The 14,164-nt window shown below is 48.9% G+C and carries 12 protein-coding genes and 1 pseudogene; 4 read left to right on the top strand and 9 right to left on the bottom strand.

The window, feature by feature from the left end:
* Nucleotide 1 precedes the first annotated feature (1 nt).
* The 3 genes from LKX83_RS03200 to LKX83_RS03210 form a co-directional block, all read right to left on the bottom strand.
* Nucleotides 2–1,594: an extracellular solute-binding protein gene (locus LKX83_RS03200; protein WP_227880727.1), complete on the bottom strand. Its 1,593-nt coding sequence runs from the start codon at nt 1,592–1,594 to the stop codon at nt 2–4.
* A gap of 209 nt (nt 1,595–1,803) precedes the next feature.
* A complete protein-coding gene (locus LKX83_RS03205) occupies nt 1,804–3,441 on the bottom strand; it encodes a response regulator (RefSeq protein ID WP_227880728.1) in 1,638 nt (545 codons plus the stop codon).
* Complete coding sequence (locus LKX83_RS03210) at nt 3,419–5,182, bottom strand: cache domain-containing sensor histidine kinase (protein WP_227880729.1); 1,764 nt, start codon at nt 5,180–5,182, stop codon at nt 3,419–3,421. The genes LKX83_RS03205 and LKX83_RS03210 overlap by 23 nt, the downstream gene beginning before the upstream one ends.
* 170 nt (nt 5,183–5,352) lie before the next feature.
* Here LKX83_RS03210 and LKX83_RS03215 point away from each other — a divergent pair, with 170 nt between their 5' ends.
* Complete coding sequence (locus tag LKX83_RS03215) at nt 5,353–6,267, top strand: ABC transporter permease (protein ID WP_227880730.1); 915 nt, start codon at nt 5,353–5,355, stop codon at nt 6,265–6,267.
* A 16-nt stretch (nt 6,268–6,283) separates the two neighbouring features.
* The gene (locus LKX83_RS03220) at nt 6,284–7,165 is read left to right on the top strand and encodes a carbohydrate ABC transporter permease (protein WP_227880731.1); all 882 of its coding nucleotides are present in this window, start codon (nt 6,284–6,286) and stop codon (nt 7,163–7,165) included.
* Between the two features lie 128 nt (nt 7,166–7,293).
* Here LKX83_RS03220 and LKX83_RS03225 read toward each other — a convergent pair whose 3' ends face one another.
* Nucleotides 7,294–8,277, bottom strand: a complete 984-nt coding sequence (locus LKX83_RS03225) for an alcohol dehydrogenase catalytic domain-containing protein (RefSeq protein ID WP_227880732.1) — start codon at nt 8,275–8,277, stop codon at nt 7,294–7,296.
* 106 nt (nt 8,278–8,383) lie between these two features.
* Nucleotides 8,384–9,241 carry a helix-turn-helix transcriptional regulator gene (locus LKX83_RS03230; RefSeq protein ID WP_227880733.1) on the bottom strand — a complete coding sequence of 286 codons (858 nt, stop codon included), beginning with the start codon at nt 9,239–9,241 and terminating at the stop codon, nt 8,384–8,386.
* A gap of 197 nt (nt 9,242–9,438) precedes the next feature.
* Here LKX83_RS03230 and LKX83_RS03235 point away from each other — a divergent pair, with 197 nt between their 5' ends.
* Together LKX83_RS03235 and LKX83_RS03240 are read left to right on the top strand one after the other, a co-directional pair.
* Nucleotides 9,439–10,170, top strand: coding sequence for a phytanoyl-CoA dioxygenase family protein (locus LKX83_RS03235; protein WP_227880734.1), 732 nt, complete (start codon nt 9,439–9,441; stop codon nt 10,168–10,170).
* Nucleotides 10,171–10,753: 583 nt separating this feature from the next.
* Nucleotides 10,754–10,933 (top strand): AAA family ATPase, encoded by a 180-nt coding sequence (locus tag LKX83_RS03240; RefSeq protein ID WP_227880735.1) that lies wholly within the window; start codon nt 10,754–10,756, stop codon nt 10,931–10,933.
* 57 nt (nt 10,934–10,990) lie between these two features.
* Here the strand turns inward: LKX83_RS03240 and LKX83_RS03245 are convergent, their stop codons facing one another.
* From LKX83_RS03245 to LKX83_RS03260, 4 genes and pseudogenes are all read right to left on the bottom strand, one after another.
* Complete coding sequence (locus LKX83_RS03245; protein WP_227880736.1) at nt 10,991–11,698, bottom strand: oxygen-binding di-iron domain-containing protein; 708 nt, start codon at nt 11,696–11,698, stop codon at nt 10,991–10,993.
* A gap of 74 nt (nt 11,699–11,772) precedes the next feature.
* Nucleotides 11,773–11,927, bottom strand: a pseudogene (locus tag LKX83_RS34685) (ISL3 family transposase); the annotation flags it as partial.
* Between the two features lie 62 nt (nt 11,928–11,989).
* On the bottom strand, nt 11,990–12,655 hold the full coding sequence (locus LKX83_RS03255) for a phosphotransferase-like protein (RefSeq protein WP_227880737.1): 666 nt from the start codon (nt 12,653–12,655) through the stop codon (nt 11,990–11,992).
* 49 nt (nt 12,656–12,704) lie between these two features.
* Complete coding sequence (locus tag LKX83_RS03260; protein ID WP_227880738.1) at nt 12,705–14,072, bottom strand: VWA domain-containing protein; 1,368 nt, start codon at nt 14,070–14,072, stop codon at nt 12,705–12,707.
* Nucleotides 14,073–14,164 lie beyond the last annotated feature (92 nt).

A 14,164-nucleotide genomic window follows, 5' to 3' on the forward strand; every position in this document is an offset into this window, starting at 1 on the left:
ATTATTTAACGGACTGGTACCACTCGTTGACTTCCTTCGTAATCTGGTCGCCGCCCGACGACTTCCAATTGGCGACGAATTTGTCGAAGTCATCCAAAGGCAGCTTGCCGTATACGATTTTGACGAATGTTTCATTCTCAAGCTTATCAAGCATGACACCCTTGCTTTCCATTGTCTTGGTCGGGGCGCCGACGAACTTGTCATGGACCGATTTGTCGAGATCATTGGCCAATATGGCGCCTCCTTCGACCTTCAGCGGCGGCAGGCCGGCTAACTTTTTCTCCAGATACGTTTCCGGCGTCTTGCCCGTTGCCAGATCCTTATATACGTTTAGTTCTACGAACGGAACATTCGGAGGATTCCAGCTAAGCATGTACTTGCCGGCATTGATATAGCCATCCGGCAGCTTCTCCGGATCGTAGACGGCTTTCCCGTTCTCCAGCACGTAATCGTAGCCTTCGGCAAAGCCGTACTTGAAGTCCGAATTCTCGTCATTGAACCAATAACCGAGCGTCTCATCGTAGTACTTGAAGAACGCATCCATATGTTCGAATTTCTTGTTAAAGAACATGCGGCTCTTCACGAGTCGCTCGCCCGGCGCATGTACGCCTTCGGGTCCTGTCGGCAATGGGTACGGCTTAATCTTTGCGCCCGGCACGTTTTTGAAAACATCGGGCAGTGGCCAGTCGCCCATCCAATACGGACCGGCAATAATTCCTACTTTGCCTTGATTGAACTTCTCGAATGCGGCGAACAAATCCGCCGCGCCCGTGTCTTCGAACAGATAACCTTTCTCGTACCATTCGTGGAACTTGGCCAATCCCTTCTTCATATCCGGGTTGATCGAGCCGTATTCCAGTTGCCCATCGGCGTTCTCGTGCCAATACTTAGGAAGTACGCCATCCTTGCTGTACGCGCCAAAGACGAATTTGCCATCCACCCAGGAGCTGAAGCCGTCGCGAAGCGTCAAAGCGATGCCCGCCGTATCCTTCTTGTTGTTGCCGTCCGGATCTTGGTTCACGAACGCATCCATGAGCGTTTCCAGCTCCTCCATTGTAGTCGGCGCCTTCATGCCAAGCTTATCCAGCCAATCTTGGCGGATCCACAGGATCGGGTCTTCTCCGGCACCGGTTTGAAGGATCGGGATCCCATATTTCTTGCCGTCCTTGGAGACGGATTGCCAGGCAGTCGGGTTTTCTTCGTACATTTTCTTCATTCGCTCGCTTGCATACTTTTCATAGGCTTCGCCGATGTCCATCACCCGTCCGGATTCCATAACTTGCTTGGCGAGCTGCGCATCTTCGACGATGAATACATCTGGCAGCGGCTCGTTCGAAGCCAGGGCAAGCTTGATCTTATTGTGGTAAGCGTCATACGTGCCCACTGTCCAGATATAATCAATATTGATGCCTAACTTGTCCTTTGCCCATTGGATATGGACATTGTTTTTCGTGTCTTCTCCCGTTTTGTACACAACGTCTGAAGCGACCGGTCTTGCCGTCGTAATCGTGACGGGCGGGTCGAATTTCCCGGAACTGCTAACTGGCGATGTAGATTCGGAAGCTGTCGCCGTTGGCGATTGAGTTCCATCCATTCCCTTGCTTTCTTCGATGTTGCTCCCCTTGGAACAGGCGACCATTGCACTGGTCAATAGCATAGTAACCGTCAAGGCCGATATAAACTTTCGGATCATGACTCCACCTCCCTGAGATTCTTGGTTCATTATATTACGGCCTGTTTTGGCGGATAAATATCACAATCTAAACAAAATAGCATTCTGTAAGATGATGTTTGGCAACGGTTTCAAGTTTGAATTCTCCGGTACTCCTGAGGAGTAATGCCGTATTGGCGCTTGAACACGCGGATAAAGTAATTGTTTTGATAACCTAGCGCGGCGGCAATCTCGTATATTTTCTGACGAGAACACTTGAGCAAGTGGCAAGCCTTCTCCATGCGAATCCGGTTAATATAGTCGCTTAATCCTTCGCCGGTTTCGAGCTTGTACACTTTAGACAAATAGACGGGATGCAAATAGACATGCTCGGATATCGATTGCAGCGACACGTCCGAATCGAGGTGCTTCTCAATAAATGAATGCACCTTCTGAACGATAGAAAGACGGTTGCCCTGCAAATCACCGGTCATTCTGGCTTCCATTTTGTTCAATACCCTGTAAGTCAGCAGTTCTAGAGCCCGAACCGAATCGTACGAGGGCTGCATCAACGCCGCGTAATCGTCATCGCCCAATACCTCGGACAGCAAATACCCGTTGTTATGAGCCGTCATCGCTACAGCGCTGCTAACCGAGAAATAGACCTCCATCAGGAACTCCCGATGTCGCACATCGATGCGGTTCAACTCGCTGAAGATTTCTCCAACCTTATCGTAGACGCGCTTCCAGTTGCTGACTTCCAGCAGATGAGCTACGGTCGGGTGCTCATGAAGACTGCGCAGCGCAGCAACGTGCGGCTTCGTCTCCATCAAGGCATGCAAGAAGTCCTCCGAATCGCCGACGTATTTAATAAGCGAGGACAGGGCCTGCTGATACAGCAACTTGAGATCTCCGGGAAAAACACCCCAATTGCTGATCAGGATGGAAACTTTGCTTTTCAAGTAGTGGCTAACCATGTTCTGGAACTGACTCGCGGCCTCCTCCAGAAGGCGCTTGCGCACCTGTATCCACTCTTCCTCATCCTCCTGCACCATTTCCTCCGCTCTAACCGACTTCAGCTTCATGACGAAAATCAGGAAACCGTGATTTACTTTGCACTTCCAAGTATGAAAGCTTCCGGACAACGCCTCTGCGGCGATATTGCCGATAGCGAATTCCGCCAAAGCAGGATGATCTTCTCCCAGACGGCCAAGCTCGTCCATCCGAACCAGCATCAGCGAGCATTCGTCTTCAGGGAAAAATGGAATGTCCAGCATCTCCCGCTTGCGCTCCCATTCCTCCTTCCGAATTTTCCCGCCTTGCAGCAGTTCGTTTAGCAGGTTCTCCCTTAAAAGCGGAAGGTTTTCTCTAAGCGCCTGAATCGAGCGCTCGTAGGATCCGATCTGCTCCCATTCCTGCCGAAGCAGCTCTTGGGCACGGTTGACCGCATCGATTAGCGTATTGTCGCGAATCGGCTTGAGCAGGTAATCGATGACGTTCTGCTTGATCGCCTGCTTGGCATATTCGAACTCGGCGTGTCCGGATAGCAGAATGATTTTCGTTCTCGGCCATCTCCGTTCGATTTCCTTTATCAGCTCGATGCCGGATATGCCAGGCATCTGGATGTCCGTCACGACAATATCGATCGCATGTTGATTCATCACATGTAACGCATTTTGGGCAGAGACGGCGATATACACCTGATCGACCTTAAGCTCCTCCCACGGAATGATCTCCTTTAGACCCTCTACGACCGGCCTCTCGTCATCAACCAACAGCAATTTGAACATTCCGTTCCCCACCTTCCGCTTGATCGTCTGGCCAATGCAGGCCGACAAGCAATCCGCCTTCGTCTCGAGAAGAGAAGACCAATCCGGCTTCCTCGCCGAACTTGAACTTCATCCGCTGGTGAATGTTCCATACTCCGCATCCGATTTCATCTTCTTCGTTCGCAGATTGCCGAATTAGACCGTTCAGATGGTCCACTTTCTCGGAGGACATGCCAACACCGCTATCCTCGATATACAAATGATGCCTTCCGTTAGCCGTTTCCCCCCCTATTCGGATCAAGCATTCTCCCGGCTTAGGCTCTACGCCGTGCTTGATCGCGTTCTCGACAAGCGGCTGCACGAGCATCCTCGGAATTTCCATTTCCAGCATATCCTCCGGCACGTTGATCTCATAATGAATCCGCTGCGTTCGCATCACATGGATTTCCAAATAATTACGGATGTAACTCAGTTCCTCCCGTAACGTGACCGTCTGACGATCCACTCGCGTGGCGTATCGATAATACTCGCTCAAATGCATACAGATCGCCTCGACCTCCTCTTCCCTTCCCCCCTTGGCCATCGTTTGGATGAAGAATAGACTGTTGTATAGAAAATGAGGGTTGATCTGCGCTTGAAGCTGCTTCATGACTGCTTCGTTCGTTCGTAACTTCTCCACGTACGCTTTCTCGATCAAATGTTGAATTTCTGCGGCCATTTCGTTGAATCGTTTGAAAATAAAGTAGAACACATTGTTCTTATCCGGTCGAAGCCGTACTTGATAATCTCCCTTCTTCAGCCGATGCATACTGTCGATCAGCTCGCCAGTCGGCCTCTGAACGTGGAAGAATAAGAGCAGCGCAACGACGAAGCACAAGATGAGCAGCATGCCAACGGAAATCCAGAAAAAGTTGCGCCCCATCTCGATTGGCGCCAGAATGCTGTCCACCTTGGCATAATCGGCCAGCGTCCATCCCATGACTGAAGAATGTACGTAGGTAATCAAATATTTTTTCCCGTTGATTTTTTCGGTAATATGACCCGCTTCTTGCAACTTCTCCTGATCCAATCGATGATTCAGTTGTTCAACTAACGGCTCATTGGTTGTGCCATTGACGATGGGCGGCGTGGAAGGCCGATAGAGGAACGGATCGCCGTCCCCCCCGACCTTCAGTTGCTCCAGCATCTGGCGAATATAAGATACAGGAGCTCTGACCTCCACGATGAGCTGGTTATCCTGATCGTCTTTGGGATCGGCCCCCGGGGCAACCGTGTGCTTATAAAACAAGTCATCTTGCGGGTTATATTCCCAATTTGGACTGAATTCGTTGGGCGTGAAGTTTCCCCGAAGCAAAATATTGCTGCTGAGCACTTCACTGCGGTTGTTGGAATAGATAAAGATTCCATTCCTCCAATGATTAAGCAGGCTGAGAAACGATATTTTCTCCATAATCTTGACCTTCAGCTCAACCAAATCATAATCGTCCTCGAATGTCTTCATGAACACGTCGCTGTTCACGTACTTGTGAATATCCGGATCTTGGACGAGCGCCAACGATATCAGCGACAACTGTTCGAAATCGCTTTCAAGTTGACTCAGTACATAGGACAGCTTGTTGAGATTGCGGTTGTTAATTTCTTTTTCCACGACTTCGACGCTGATTTGATTGGAATAGTAGTACAAAACGAGTACCGGAATTAAAAACAAAAAAATCAGCACATAAACTTTGCGGAAAATGTTGAAGTTCCAACTCATACGCATGATCGATTCATCTCCAACTCTATAGAAGTTGTTTTTTAACCTCGAATTGATTCTGCCTACTCCCTTTTTGATTAATATTGTGCTTCTATGTTTAGTTTTTGATATTCAGATAGTGGTGGCGCAGCGTATACCATAGGAATATAAAGAATCAAAGACAGGCGGTGGAGATAATGCACAGCTCAAAGCAGAAATGGAACTTGAAACGTACATGGCCGTTACACAGCATGGTTCTTCCCGGACTGGTAGTGTTGTTGATCTTCCAATACGGTCCGATGCCTGGCATTATGATGGCCTTTCAGGATTACAAGCCTTACACCGGCTTTACGGGTTCGGAGTGGGTCGGACTCGATCATTTCCGTGAGATAGCGTCTTTCTCCGATACCAAACAAGTGATTTGGAACACATTTGTAATCGCTTCCTTAAAAATCGTATTCCAGTTGGTCACGCCGTTCCTATTCGCCTTACTGTTGAATGAAGTCACGAAGGTTGCGTTCAAACGCACCGTACAAACGCTTGTCTACCTCCCTCACTTCATGTCCTGGGTCATTCTGGGCGGCATCCTGCTGGACATCCTTAATCCTCAAGGCGGTATCGTCACCCAAGTATTGAGCAGCTTGTTCGGCATTAAACCGATCTTCTTCCTTGGCGACGGAAATTGGTTCCGGTTTGTCGTCATTGTCAGCGACGTATGGAAAGAATTCGGCTTCGGGACCATTGTGTTCTTGGCCGCTCTTGCCGGAATCAACGGTGAACTGTACGAGGCCGCCGTCGTAGATGGCGCCAACCGTTGGAAACAGATCATTCACATTACCGTGCCGTTGCTGCTCCCGATGGCGATCGTCGTTGGCACGTTGTCTCTGGGCAACATTCTGAATGCAGGCTTCGACCAAATATTCAACCTGTACAACCCGCTTGTTTACGACAAAGGCGATATAATCGATACCTACGTCTATCGAATGGCCCTACTGAGTGGACAATTCAGCTTCGGTACGGCTGTTGGCTTGTTCAAGGCCGTCATTAGCTTCGTGCTAATCGTCATTGCCTACCGGTTAGCCTATAAATTTGCCGACTATCGCATTTTCTAACAAGGAGACCATGTCCATGCGCTACAGCTCCGGTTCCTATCAAACATTCAAGGTTTTCAATTACATTCTGTTAGGCGCCATAGCCATTACTTGTATAATTCCGATTGTTCACGTACTCGCCGTCTCCTTCAGCGGGAAAGAAGCGGCTGGGGCCAACCTGGTCGGACTGTGGCCGATCGACTTCACAGTCGATGCCTATGCGGAGACGATAGATAATCCGAACTTCTTGAATTCGCTGCAGACTTCATTCTTACGAACGATACTCGGGACCGTCCTCTCCATGATTCTTACAGTCATGATCGCGTATCCTCTATCCAAGGATGATATTGAATTCAAGGGACGCAAGTGGTATGTATGGCTGTTCGTCTTCGCCATGTTGTTCAATGGCGGACTCATTCCTTCCTATATTCTGATTTCGAAAATGGGACTCATGAATTCAATCTGGGCGCTCGTGCTTCCAGTAGCCATTAATTCCTTTAACTTGATTCTCATGATGAACTTTTTCCGGACCTCCGTACCCAAGGCGCTGGAAGAAGCGGCACTCATCGATGGCGCAGGTTATTTCCGAATTCTGTTCCAAATTTATGTTCCGATCGCGATGCCGGCCATTGCGGCGATTTCTCTGTTCACCATGGTGTTCCACTGGAATTCCTGGTTCGATGGCCTTATCTATATGTCCGATCTGGAGAAGTATCCGCTTGCCACATTCCTTCAGACGGTCGTCGTACAGCAGGATTTCAGTCGGTTATCTGTCGATTCGGAGTCGCTCAAAAACATGTCTCAACGAACGGTCAAAGCAGCCCAGATTTTCATCGGCGCACTTCCGATTCTGCTCGTGTATCCGTTCCTGCAACGCTTTTTCGTAAAAGGGATCGTGCTCGGTTCGGTGAAGGAATAAACGTAAAGGAGCCCGAACAACCGTTAAGGCCGTATCGGGCTCTTGATGCTTTCGGAGCAAGGAACAAGAAGACCGGCCCGAAACCATATAACAGTACCCATCCTGTCAATCAGCCCCTCATGGTCCGGTCAATCGATCTTGATGACCGATTTGATAAATCCTGGAGGCTTGGTCCGAATCGCGTCGTACGCCAGATCGACCTCATCCAAGGAAAAGACGTGCGTAATCATGTCCTTCATGTTCAATTGGCCGCCGGCAATCAGCTTCAGACCGGCTTCCATCTCCTTGACATGGACCTGGCTTCTGCGTTCGTGCGCGTTGATGACCGTCAGCGCTTTCCAATTCCACAACTCCATGTTGACGTTCCGCATGCCGCTGTTTCCCTGATGGTAGCCGACGATCGAGAGCACGCCGTGAACGCCCGCCATTTCCCCCGCGAGCTGAAGCCCGCCCTGGGAGCCGGACGCCTCGACCGCCACCTGAACGCCCGGGATTCCTTGATCCATGTGGGCCCATGCCGTCACTTTGTATTTCGCATTGACGTCCTGCGGCGCGAACCGTTCCTCCGCGCCGAAGCGCCGCGCATGCTCCAGGCTCTCCTCGCGCGTATCCACCGCGATCAGACGACCCGCCCCTTTGAGCCGCATCAGCTGTAGGAAGCCCAATCCCATGAACCCGGCCCCAACAACCGCCACCTCGTCTCCGAGGGCTACTGGCGTGCGGCTCGCTCCACTCATTAGGCACGATAGCGGCTCGCCCAGTGCTTCCAGATCGTCCAGCTCCTCCGGAACTTTGACGATTACCCGGTAATTCGCTTTCGCATATTGGGCGAAGGCGTGCTGAACCAAACCGGTCACGCGGTCCCCGATCCGGAAGCCCTCGACCCTGGCGCCCATCCGTTCGATGACACCGACCGGCTCATGGCCGAAGATCGGTCGTTTCCCGGGAGCTTCCAGCCAGCCCGCTCCTTCCATCCACGGATGAAGCTCGGAGGCGCACACCCCGCAAACCTTGACCCGAATCAGTACCTCTTCGTCGCCGATCGACGGCACGTCCGTCTCGACCAGCTCGCTCTTTTGCGGCCCAGTGATGACGCTCGCCTTCATTTTCATGCGATTCCCTCATTTCTTCCGCCAATTGTCCGGACTACTAACAATATAGCCAAAAGGGAGTTTTACGTCTTGGTTGCTCATGATAAGCCTTGTACTATTCTGACCTTCAGTTCGGAATGATGATCTTGCGGTGCAGTTTGCGATATTGCGCGGGGGAGGATCCGTAGTATTCCTTAAAACGGTGGTAGAAGTGGCTCAAATTTTTATAGCCGGCTTCCATACTGATCTCGATTACGCTCTCATCCGTATAAACCAGCAGATTCGCGGCGTATTTCAACCGCATGCCATTGATCCATTCGGTCGGCGTCTGCCCGAAGTGCTTCTTGATCATTCGACTCAGATGCTCCGGCGATTTGGGACACAGTTCGTTCAGGCGGCTGATTCCCTCGGAGAAGTTCTCCTTGTTCTGCATCTTCTTCTGAACCTGTTCGAGCCAATCCGGCATGCCGGAATCGATCTCCTCCATGGGACTTTCCGAGAAATAACGGACGAAGATTTCGGCTAGCAGCGCCCGAACCTCCCGTCTCATCCTCGGCTTGTCCTCCGCCGAGATGAACGTCAGCAGCTGCAAGCGCTCCTTCAAGGCGTCGAGCTCATGCTTGTCGATGAACACGCACGGCGATTCTTCCGGCTGCAGCAATTTTTCCAGCTCGAACCCTCCGCCGAGATATTGGACCAGCGCCTCCATAGTCGAGGTCGAGAAAGCCAGGTTGATCAATTCGCCATCGCGACGATCGTCATTCTCGTAATAATGAACGTCGTTCGGCCGGATAAACACCAGATGGCCCTCGGACAAATAGGTTCGTCGCCGGTTGACCTGATGATAGAACGCGCCCTTGGTAATCAAGAATACCTCGTAGAAATCGTGCGAATGCTCGCCGGTGACGGTGTTCAGCGATTTATGGTATGCGTAGTGCGCCTCCGTTACCGAATCCAACAAATCTTGTCCGTATAAATGGATCATCTGAGTTGCCCCTCCTCAAATGAACTTCGTCTTGCAAGCCCATTATATCATATGAACATAAATATCGTTGCCCAATTTCGCTATAAATTCGATTCGAAAATCAAAATACAACAAATCAGATCAGAAGCGCGGAAGATGGAATCGGCGCCATTTCCTATAATAAACCTATCCCAAATCAAAAGGAGGCACCACTGATTATGACCAAGCTGAACGAGCAAGAAGTCGCCTTTTACAAAGAAAACGGCTATGTGCTGCATAAGAAGCCGTTGTTCTCGGAGGAAAAGCTGGCCAAGCTGACGGAAATCTTTGAGGAGCAGTTGGCGCTCAAAGGGGCGAAGCTGTCGGATGAATTGGACACCCCGCATTTCCGTGACGAGCGGCTGCTTGATTTTCTGCTGAGCGACGAATCGCTCGATCTGGTCGAAAGTCTGATCGGACCGGACATCATTCTATGGTCCAGTCATTTTATCAGCAAGGACCCTTATACCGGCCGGCAGACGCCCTGGCATGAGGATTCGGCCTACTGGGAAGGACGCTTCGATAAGTACGACAACATCGTTACGATCTGGCTGGCGCTCGATCCGAGCAAGAAAGAAAACGGCTGCATGCGCGTCATTCCCGGCACACACCACAACGGGTTCTCGGAATACGAGAACGTCGACAAGAAAGATAACACCTTCCACGCCCAAATCAAGAACATCGACGAATCCCAAGCGGTCTATTTCGAGCTCGAGAAAGGCGAATGTTCGCTTCACGATTCGCGCATCATTCACGGCGCAACGGCCAACACCAGCCCTAACCGGCGCTGCGGCTATACGATGCGGTACATCTCTGCCGATACGAAGGTCGATCCCGAGCGGAACAAGGGCTGGAGATTTTGGCTGGCCAGAGGGCGGAATCTCGCGGGCAATCCTTGCGAGAACGTGTAACACTCCCATCCAAGCAAGAACCGCCGGAACAAGCCCCGGCGGTTCTCTCATTTCCTGCCAAGTGAAGCTGGATTTTGGAGTGATCGATCCTATAGGAAACATCAATGGACTTCTCGGGCTTGATATTCTTATGCAGTTAAATGCAGTGATTGACTTGAAGCAACTGGGCTTGACTTTAGAGAAACAAAAATAACCCTTCGATTAATTTCGAAGGGTTTCGTTTTAAGTATGGTGCGGTCGAGAGGACTCGAACTTCCACGGTATTGCCACCACTGGAACCTGAATCGCGCACGCGATTGAGACCCAAGCGGAAAACAAGTTAAGGATGAGGAATATAAAACCCGCGAAAAGCCTTGTAGAATCAAGGTTTTTCGCGGGTTTTTCTGTCTTTTCCAAGTGCCGCAAGGCTTCCCGAAAAGACATCAAAAAGCGGCCAATTCTGTACGTTTGCGAGAACTCGGAGAGAACGTCACCAGAATCAGCCCGCTCCCTGCTATTGACAAATCAAAGTAGAACTTTGACTCCAAGGAGGGTTTCAACAGATAAACTGCCCATCAGCATGTGCAATATTCTGGATGCCAATATGAGCGACAAAACGATTTCCGCGGCGGAGACTTTTCTGTATTCTCAAGACAACATTGACCTCATACCAAGCAACATCGAACTGTCCGTTTCGGAAATTAACCTGCGGGATGAAATGGGCAGCGATAAAATACTGGCCTCATTGCTGGAATCGATGAAGAAAACTACGATTACATTTTAATCGACACCAATCTCATTTGGGGGATCGGGAGTGAATCTTTGCTAGCGCTAGCATACCTTACATTTGTTGCATTACTTTAATGAGTTCTTCAATAGCACTCTTACCGTCGCCCTTGTATGAAGATCCATGCATAACAGCAAGTGTTTTAGGGTTTAGATCTGCTAGTTTACGAAGCATCTGCTCTGTATGTAAGGTATAGGGAATATAGTTGGAAAATGGACCTTGTGAGTTTTGTAACACTTCTTTAAACCGATCAATTAAACTATTCTCAGTGAGTGGTTCCACATCACCGTTTTGATGGAACAAGTCAGAAGTGAAGAGAGTCCGGTCGGTCTCTTCAAAAAGCAATCCTGCATCCCACCCATGCGGAAGATGGGGTGTGCGCAAGTAACGGAATCTTTTTTTCCCAGTACTGAATACCTCGTTGTCCTGAAGCGAACGAATCGGTCTAATAGCGAAATCCCCGTTTACCGCCGCCCCAACAATCCCGGTTACAGCCTCAGCTTGAGGTGCAATTGTGAGCCATTCATTGAGTGCACCGCATTCGTCCGATTCGAAATGACTGTAACTAATCCAGCGCAATTGTTTAAGATCAATTAGGCTAGCAACTGCTTGACTGAACTGAGAAAAAAGTGATTTTGGGCCTGTATGGTACAAAAGAGGCTCCTCGTCTCGGACTAAAAATGCATTGTACTGGAATCCGGATTCCGTTGAGAAGATTGAAAGACGAAATACATCAGACTCAATTTCATCAATACGCACCATAAGATTTCTCCTTTTTTCTTACGGATTTTACTTTTCAGGTTTGTTTATGTTCATTCGTTTCCGATCGAACCTTCAATGACCGTTTTCTTGTTGCGGCTCGGCAGGACATCAAGCAATATATGTTCTTCGATATTGGTCAAGACACAACGAGGCTTGATAATGTGAGTTTCATCAATACCGAGCCAATAAGAGCCTCAAAACGCAACGTTTCTTCAAGGCGGTTGATGTGGAGCTGATTTGTTCTACATTGTGCGTAATTTTGCAATTTTTCTTCGCAATCCTGTGTGTCAATTATACAACGGCTTCCTTCCATGCTTCCTGCCAAATCTGCTCCACAGTTTCCTCGGCAGTTTGATCGGAAGAGTTAAGCCACATACCGATCTTGGGCGTTTCTTCGCGCAATCTGCGATCAAGCTCAGCTATTGTCCACAAACCATACCCTTTTTTGGGTCGAGCCGCTTCCCTACATGCTATAATTTCCTGACTCGGTGTCAGCACGATAACGTATAACGGACGATTCCGAATAAAGTCTATGGTTTCCTGAAGCATAGAACCGATAATAACATCCTGTATCACGACATTAAACCCCGCTTCAAAGTAAGCGTCTGCGGCAGCGGCGGTAATTTGGTGGCGCAAGCGAAGCTGCTTGATCGCTTCTCCCTCCGAATCCTGCAGCATCTCCTCTCTTCCGCTAACGATCATCCTTCGGAATGTATCTCCGCGCAAATGAACTCCTTTATTAAATTTTTCAGCAAGCAGTTGAGCAACCGTCGACTTTCCCGAGGCCATTGCCCCAGTAATCACAATAATCCCTCTTTTTTCCTGCGTACGCACAGCTATCTCACCTTTCTTTGATCGATTGAATGTTGAAACTTGGTTTTTAGCATGAATTCGGCCAACGGATTTCCGCCTGTCAGATCCATCACTAAAAATAGCAACGTCATACTTCGGATCCATACCCCAGCGGATTGCAATAAGCGAATAAGGTCCCTCAAAGCGTGCGCTGCTAATTTTTTGTTTTATCCGTCAAATCATCGATATTCTTCTCCCCTTCATCCTTGATGTCGTCATAAACCTGCTTGCCGTTTTGGGAAACTTCGTTATATAAGCGCCTGCCCGTTTTATCTGCGTAACTCCACGCAAAACTTTTGCGTTCGCCAATTTTTTTACTGATATCGCTCCAAGGGAAATCATTTTCTTGCTTCATTTTTATATATTCAAGGGCCGCCAGCAAATTTGCATTTTCCTGGTTCACCAGACGCTGCATCGTTTCCCGCGTCTTATTGAGCTCACCTTGTTTCTTTTCCTTTTGAATATTGGCTTGCCCTGTTCCTTTTTCGATCCAAAGCGTCCACTCGCCGCGCAGTTTTTCATACGCCTTGATCAAGTAATTTTTCAGCGCTTCATCATTATCAATGGAAGCAAACTCTCCGCCGCCGGATGCAGCAACCTGCCGGAGCATCTTTTGACCTTCATTATCCACATCAAAGCCAATAATATTGACAACTGTCTTCACCTTGGATTGATGGAGCTCTTTGGCAACCTGTACGGGATCGCCTCCGCATGTCTCAATTCCATCGCTTACCACATATACGACCGAATCGGTTGTCTCAGGATCTATATCCTGCTTTACAGATTCCAGCGCATTCGCAATTGGTGTCCATCCGGCAGGTTTCACATCTTGAAGCGCCGCTTTTATTTGATCTGTCTGCACGCCTTGACCATGAAAGATTTCTTCCGTACTGCTGCAAGATATTTGTTTATCTTCATTGCTTCCAGTTCCCTTATGCCCATAAACCCGCAACGATGCCTCTGCATTTTTGGGCAGCTTATCCCCGAAGCTCTGAATGGCTTCTTTTGCGGAATCCATTTTTGATTTGCCATTAATCTTTGCATTCATGCTGCCGCTTGCATCCAGCAAAATTGAAATATGCAGCTTCCTACTGGTGGGCAAAGTAATTTTTGCATTAGGCCGCTGATTATTCACAGTAATATCGGATTCAAAATTAATGAAAGTGGACACATAGGGACGATAGTCTTCAGCCAACAGGAGGAGTAGTTCTTCCATATATTGATCGGCTGTCAGGTCAGTTGGCAATTTGTCCAAAGCCTCCTGAACATTCTGTTCATTATAGTCGATACCGGTAAGACGTCCCGGAGGTTTCATTAAAATTTGTTCATCCGTTAATACAATATGAGGTTTGCTTTGTTTCGAATCTATGGATTCCTGAATGTTTGAAATATTTTCTGCCGGTTCGTTATCCTGACTGGACTCTGACGGCTGAGTGTCTGCAGTATTCTTTTCAGGTTCGTTACTGCAACCTGCAAGGATTACGATTATTGTTAAAACGATGAAGATCGAAGTTCTTATCATTAACTTACCTCCGAATAATCTTCAAATATACGATCAAAAGCCATGAGCCCGCACACCGCCAGCATTACTACGCGAGATTGGATTCATCCTCC

Origin of the sequence: Cohnella baijiui (assembly GCF_020731285.1) — a bacterium.
GTDB lineage: Bacteria > Bacillota > Bacilli > Paenibacillales > Paenibacillaceae > Cohnella.

What these genes read in the sequence shown, in the direction of transcription:
- LKX83_RS03200 (WP_227880727.1), bottom strand. Translation starts at nt 1,594, where the DNA reads ATGGATGGAACTCAATCGCCAACGGCGACAGCTTCCGAATCTACATCG.
- LKX83_RS03245 (WP_227880736.1), bottom strand. Translation starts at nt 11,698, where the DNA reads ATGGTGCGTATTGATGAAATTGAGTCTGATGTATTTCGTCTTTCAATC.
- LKX83_RS03240 (WP_227880735.1), top strand. Translation starts at nt 10,754, where the DNA reads ATGAGCGACAAAACGATTTCCGCGGCGGAGACTTTTCTGTATTCTCAA.
- LKX83_RS03235 (WP_227880734.1), top strand. Translation starts at nt 9,439, where the DNA reads ATGACCAAGCTGAACGAGCAAGAAGTCGCCTTTTACAAAGAAAACGGC.
- LKX83_RS03220 (WP_227880731.1), top strand. Translation starts at nt 6,284, where the DNA reads ATGCGCTACAGCTCCGGTTCCTATCAAACATTCAAGGTTTTCAATTAC.
- LKX83_RS03255 (WP_227880737.1), bottom strand. Translation starts at nt 12,655, where the DNA reads ATGGATCCGAAGTATGACGTTGCTATTTTTAGTGATGGATCTGACAGG.
- LKX83_RS03205 (WP_227880728.1), bottom strand. Translation starts at nt 3,441, where the DNA reads ATGTTCAAATTGCTGTTGGTTGATGACGAGAGGCCGGTCGTAGAGGGT.
- LKX83_RS03260 (WP_227880738.1), bottom strand. Translation starts at nt 14,072, where the DNA reads ATGATAAGAACTTCGATCTTCATCGTTTTAACAATAATCGTAATCCTT.
- LKX83_RS03230 (WP_227880733.1), bottom strand. Translation starts at nt 9,241, where the DNA reads ATGATCCATTTATACGGACAAGATTTGTTGGATTCGGTAACGGAGGCG.
- LKX83_RS03215 (WP_227880730.1), top strand. Translation starts at nt 5,353, where the DNA reads ATGCACAGCTCAAAGCAGAAATGGAACTTGAAACGTACATGGCCGTTA.
- LKX83_RS03225 (WP_227880732.1), bottom strand. Translation starts at nt 8,277, where the DNA reads ATGAAAATGAAGGCGAGCGTCATCACTGGGCCGCAAAAGAGCGAGCTG.
- LKX83_RS03210 (WP_227880729.1), bottom strand. Translation starts at nt 5,182, where the DNA reads ATGCGTATGAGTTGGAACTTCAACATTTTCCGCAAAGTTTATGTGCTG.